This is a genomic window from Bacteroides cellulosilyticus DSM 14838, assembly GCF_000158035.1.
Taxonomy (GTDB): domain Bacteria; phylum Bacteroidota; class Bacteroidia; order Bacteroidales; family Bacteroidaceae; genus Bacteroides; species Bacteroides cellulosilyticus.
This window is the reverse complement of the sequence record NZ_EQ973492.1, coordinates 634,203-639,690: the sequence shown is the minus strand read 5'-3', so window position 1 is coordinate 639,690 and position 5,488 is coordinate 634,203. Positions and strand designations below refer to the sequence as shown.

The following is a 5,488-nucleotide window of genomic DNA, read 5'->3' as shown; positions in this document are numbered from 1 at the left end:
GTTTTTCGTATTCGTTTACTTTAAATATAGATGGCAACAACCATACCAAATGGTTAGATAGTTAATATACAAAGATTTATCTAAATACTTTCTACGCAAAATTGCACGATATCGTACACCGAATGCACGCTTTCGTACACTACTATCTCGAAAACTTTCTATATCTTTGCAATGGGTATGCGTACCAATCTTCACCAACAAGTCAAACCAATCCTTTCGAATTATGATGAAACGAGGTAAAATCTTAATCGTAGATGATAATGAAGACATCCTCTTCACCCTGAAAATGCTGCTGCGCCCTATTGCAGAAAGCATAACCACTCTAAATGACCCAAGAGAACTGTTACCTATCATTTCACGAACCCGTTTCGATGTTATCTTGCTCGACATGAATTTCCGTCAGGATGCTGTCAGTGGCAAAGAAGGATTTCATTGGTTGGAAGAGATACTGAAGCTGGATGCAAAAGCAGTCGTTATCTTTATCACAGCCTATGCAGATACAGAGAAGGCTGTACAAGCTATAAAACAAGGTGCCACAGATTTTATTCCCAAGCCCTGGCAAAACGAGAAACTGATAGCCACCGTCTCCTCCGCACTGCAACTCAGTTTCAGCCGGACGGAAGTAGAAACCCTGAAACAACAGAAGGAGACTTTGAAAAAACAAACAGAAGCTTTGACTCTTCCCCCTGAGCCAGCGCGCGTCATCGGTGAATCTGCCGCCATGCAAACTATTTTTCAAACGATAAGAAAGTTCTCCGAAACAGATGCGAACCTTTTGCTCCTGGGAGAAAACGGAACGGGAAAAGACTTGATTGCCCGCTACGTGTACGAACAGTCCCCCCGCAAGAATGAGATATACGTACCTATCGATTTAGGAAGTATTCCGGACACATTGTTCGAAAGCGAATTGTTCGGATATGAAAAGGGTGCATTTACCGACGCCCGCAAGAATAAGCCGGGACGTGTGGAAGTGGCTTCAGGCGGAACGTTGTTCTTGAATGAAATCGGTAACCTGAGTCTTCCACTCCAAGCGAAGTTGCTTTCAGTCATTGAACAGAGAAAGAGCTCACGGCTCGGCTCTACAACTTCATATCCTGTAGATGTAAGGTTGATTTGCGCCACGAATACGGATTTATATACCGCTATCGACAACGGACAATTCCGTCAGGATTTATTGTATCGCATCAATACGATTGAAATCCGTATTCCGCCTCTGCGTGAACGTGGAAATGACTTGTTCCTCTTGGCTGATTTCTTCCTGCAACGCTATCGGAAGAAGTATAAGAAAGAACTTCGGGGAATTTCCAGAGAAGCACGAAAGATGCTGCAACTTTACCGCTGGCCGGGCAATGTGCGCGAACTGGAACATGCCATCGAACGTGCCGTCATCCTCTCCACCGGAACCATGCTGATTCCGGATGATTTCATGTTACGCAGCCCCCGATCTTCCAATACTGTTTCTGAGAAAGATAAGTATAATCTGGAACGAATGGAAAAGGATGCAATCAATGAGGTAATGAGAATGTGTGGTGGTAATATTACATTGGCGGCAGAAATGCTGGGAATCACAAGAACTTCACTTTATAGAAGGATTGAAAAGTTCAGATTATGAAAAGACAAACTTGGGTAAGAACGCCACTTTGGCTCACTGTCGCATTACTGATATGCTGCCTCATTACGGCCTGGCTGGCTGTGCATGGGTTTTATTATAGCCTGTTCGTGGCGCTCTGCCTCACAGCATTCGTTGCTTATGCCATATATAGGTATATCTTACGCTCAGCCCGCGCCATGGCTCAGTTTATCTGGTCTGTGCGCTACTCTGAGTTCCTGTCTTCTCCTACTTCCAATCCGAATGCCACACCACCCCTTCCCGAAGAATTGCTGACCGAGATGCAGGATGCTCTTGAATATTATCGGAGCAATCTACAAAAGAAGGAAAGCGAATTGCAGTATTTCCAGGCTCTTGCCAATCATATAGATATGGCCATCCTTGTTTATACGCCCGACGGTCAAATAGAGTGGATCAATGATGCGACCAAACGCCTGATACATATCAATCGTCCGCATACGGTAAATGATCTTATAGATTTTCATCCGGAGCTCCCGGCAAAGTTGCGTACACTGAAAGCTGGCGATTTGTCTGTATGGCAAATCAAACAGGAAGAAGAGACCGTACAATTCGCCCTTTCCAGTATGGAATTTATTATCCAGGGCAGGAAGCTTTTGATTGCGGGAATGAAAAATATCCATTCCGCCTTGGATAACCGTGAAACGGAAGCCTGGCAAAAGCTAATCCGTGTGCTGACACATGAAATTATGAATTCCATCACTCCCATTATTTCGCTGACAGAGCTTCTTACCAAATATGCCGACAACCTGGAAGGTGACGAAGATACCAAAACGGAAATCAGGCAGATGCTGCAAACCATTGGTCGCAGAGGGAACGGGCTGGTACGCTTTATGAATAGCTACCGGGAAGTATCGCATCTGCCCCACCCTTTATTGAAACTTTATAATGCCGGAGAATTACTGAAAGAAGTTGTTCAGTTAATGCAAAATGATACAAATGATCTACACCTCTCTCTTCCCAACATTCCGTTGCGCTTGATTGCAGATAAAGAGCAAGTAGAACAAGTACTTATCAACCTGATACGGAATGCCCGCGAAAACGAAGCGACACAAATCACTCTTTCCGCGGGCATCACCCCAGGAGATCACCTTTTCCTGCGTGTTACTGATAATGGAACCGGTATTGATCCGGAAGTTCAGGAACGTATTTTCATTCCATTCTTCACCACAAAACCTACCGGTTCAGGTATCGGGTTAACCATCTCCCGCCAAATCATGCACCAGCATCATGGCAGCATTACGGTACAATCAAAAGTGGGAGAAGGAAGTACGTTCACACTTCTGTTCCCGATAGTTTAATAAATGATGCGAATCAGGAGTTACCCTTTATAAGGAAAAGTAATAAATAAAATGATGAAATACTATCTCAATTTACTTAATATTGGAATTAGCATTTAATTCATAACCCGTCCTAAAGACGTTAATTCAACTACTGATTCGCATAAATGATTAATTCCTAATCACTCTACAACGCTTTTTTGTATAAATCCAGAATAATCTCCTTCGTCACCTCGCGAGGATTACCCGGTGTACAAACATCGGCAATAGCAGCCGTAGCCAGCTTATCAAGATCGCTTTCCTTGATACCCAATTCAGAAAGGTGTTGCGGAATACCTACTCTTACTGACAGTGCTCTCACCGCATCCACGGCAGCACGTGCAGCCTCTTCCTGGCTCATTCCTTCTTTATATACTGTCATCGCCTTAGCAATTTCCACATACTTATCAAGCGCAGCAGGAGCATTGAATTCCATAATGATAGGCAGCAACAACGCATTAGCCACACCATGAGGTATATCGAAAATAGCACCCAACGGATGTGCCATGCCGTGAACAACGCCCAAACCTACATTAGAGAAAGCCATACCTGCAATATATTGTGCTACCGCCATACCATTACGCGCTTCTGCATTTGTTGGCTCAAACACAGCCGTTTCCAGATAACGGGTAATCATTTCGATAGCTTTAATTTCAAACATATCGCTCATTTCCCAAGCTCCCTTAGTAATCAGACCTTCAATAGCATGTGTCAATGCATCCAGTCCCGTAGAAGCAGTCAGCCCTTTAGGCAAAGTGTACATCAATTCGGCATCTACAATGGCGATGGCAGGAATATCATTCGGATCTACACATACCATCTTCTTTTCATTCACTTCGTCGGTAATCACGTAGTTGATAGTCACTTCGGCAGCCGTTCCCGCTGTAGTAGGCAGAGCAATGATAGGCACGGATTTCTTCTGAGTCGGCGCCACTCCTTCCAGAGAAACCACATCACTGAATTCCGGATTATTAGTGATAATGCCGATAGCTTTTGATGTATCGATGGAAGAACCACCACCAATAGCCAGAATAAAATCGGCACCGGATTCTGCAAACGCTTTCACACCTGCATTTACATTACTGACCGTAGGATTTGGTTTAATATCGCTGAATACAACATAGGGTATGCCTGCCTTATCCAGTACGGAAAGCACCTTGTCGGCTACACCAAATTTAATCAGATCTTTGTCGGTAGATACAAAGGCTTTTTTCAAGCCGAGACGTTTAATTTCCTGTGGGAGCACTTCGCGGGCACCCGGTCCGAAGTAGGATACTTCGTTCAAGACGAATCTGTTAATCATAATACGATAATTTAGGTTCCGCAGTGTCATTTTGAGATTGAGTGTGCGGAAGGTTGATACTTCATTTTGTTCCGACAAAATTAAGAAATATAGAGGAGGAAGGGACAAAAGATTCTGATTTTTATAGTATGCGGAATGTTTTTAGTAATCATAAAAAATAAGTTCTTCATTTAAATGGCAGCAAATCATTGAAAGATAAAGCAAACATTCTATATTTGTACTATCATTGAAACGATTATTAAAAACGATAGATATGGGAAAGAAAGAGACCAAAAAATATTCTGATATTCCGGTGCAACAAACGAACGCTTCCGAACCGTTAGGTATCTACGGAGATATTATTGCACAAAAAGATAAATTTGAGCAGGAATGGGAACAGGGACTAACCGTTGAGGATTTCCGCATGCAGTGTAAACGCAAATTAAAAGAAATGTATGCTCGCAACTAAAATTCTTATACACCCTTCTGTTTCAGATTTTTTAGAGGAACTTCCAACAGCAGTTCATTACCACCTCAGCCCTTCAGCCGAAAGCTATTTTTCCCGTTACGGAGAAAATATGCAATACACTTTTTTCAAAAGAAGCAAGTCACCCCGTACAACATGGTATATCTTTTTCATTAAACAAGACGAACGTATTCTGGTTAAGTATATAACAAACAATCACAAGGAAGGACAATACATACGTTAAATTTGCTACGAGCTACCAGTAACGAATTGCTGCGCTGTACTCGTAGGCGAATAATTATTCGCCCAGCTATCACACTGAAAGGTACTTGTCACTGGTAGCTTGTAGCTCGTCACTATTTAAACCTCGACGTATCCACTTCCTCCCTCTTCTTCTCCCTGTATCCTCCGAATTTATACGTAAACGACACCCCGATTTCCCTGAAACAAGCATAATCATTCGTCACGTTCTGCGTACCAAAGCGGATACGTGGTTTTATCTGTCCCGTCTCAAAAATATCATTGCAATAAAGATTCAGAATAGCCTTTCCTTTGGCAAAACCATACCGCAAAGCAGCATTTACATACCCTGAAGACGGTAAATCATAAATTCCCTGAGTCGCTTTACTACGAGCCATTCCCGTCAGTGTCAGTTTCAGATCAGGCTTCTTAGAGAGAGTGAAAGTATTTGTCAGTACGGCAATACCATAACAAATATTCCGGTTAAAAGGAATATCCCAGAAATCATCATCCTTCTCATGATGCCACACACCAATCAAAGTTAAACGAGAGTT

At 42.8% G+C, this 5,488-nt stretch carries 5 protein-coding genes; 3 read left to right on the top strand and 2 right to left on the bottom strand.

From position 1 onward, the window contains the following. Positions 1–220: 220 nt before the first annotated feature. The gene (locus BACCELL_RS20715; RefSeq protein WP_081450844.1) at positions 221–1,612 is read left to right on the top strand and encodes a sigma-54-dependent transcriptional regulator; all 1,392 of its coding nucleotides are present in this window, start codon (positions 221–223) and stop codon (positions 1,610–1,612) included. Next, positions 1,609–2,928 carry a sensor histidine kinase gene (locus BACCELL_RS20710; RefSeq protein ID WP_007214010.1) on the top strand — a complete coding sequence of 440 codons (1,320 nt, stop codon included), beginning with the start codon at positions 1,609–1,611 and terminating at the stop codon, positions 2,926–2,928. Before BACCELL_RS20715 ends, BACCELL_RS20710 begins: the two co-directional genes overlap by 4 nt. Positions 2,929–3,094: 166 nt before the next feature. Here the strand turns inward: BACCELL_RS20710 and fucO are convergent, their stop codons facing one another. Then, positions 3,095–4,249 (bottom strand): lactaldehyde reductase, encoded by a 1,155-nt coding sequence (fucO, locus tag BACCELL_RS20705; RefSeq protein ID WP_007214009.1) that lies wholly within the window; start codon positions 4,247–4,249, stop codon positions 3,095–3,097. Between the two features lie 253 nt (positions 4,250–4,502). Here fucO and BACCELL_RS20700 point away from each other — a divergent pair, with 253 nt between their 5' ends. After that, complete coding sequence (locus tag BACCELL_RS20700; protein WP_007214006.1) at positions 4,503–4,697, top strand: hypothetical protein; 195 nt, start codon at positions 4,503–4,505, stop codon at positions 4,695–4,697. 353 nt (positions 4,698–5,050) lie between these two features. Here BACCELL_RS20700 and BACCELL_RS20690 read toward each other — a convergent pair. Continuing rightward, positions 5,051–5,488, bottom strand: a 438-nt coding sequence (locus tag BACCELL_RS20690) for an outer membrane beta-barrel protein (RefSeq protein ID WP_007214005.1), incomplete at its 5' end; no start/stop codon positions are given.

Coding starts and splice junctions, on each gene's coding strand:
- BACCELL_RS20710 (WP_007214010.1), top strand. CDS start 1,609: ATGAAAAGACAAACTTGGGTAAGAACGCCACTTTGGCTCACTGTCGCA.
- fucO (WP_007214009.1), bottom strand. CDS start 4,249: ATGATTAACAGATTCGTCTTGAACGAAGTATCCTACTTCGGACCGGGT.
- BACCELL_RS20700 (WP_007214006.1), top strand. CDS start 4,503: ATGGGAAAGAAAGAGACCAAAAAATATTCTGATATTCCGGTGCAACAA.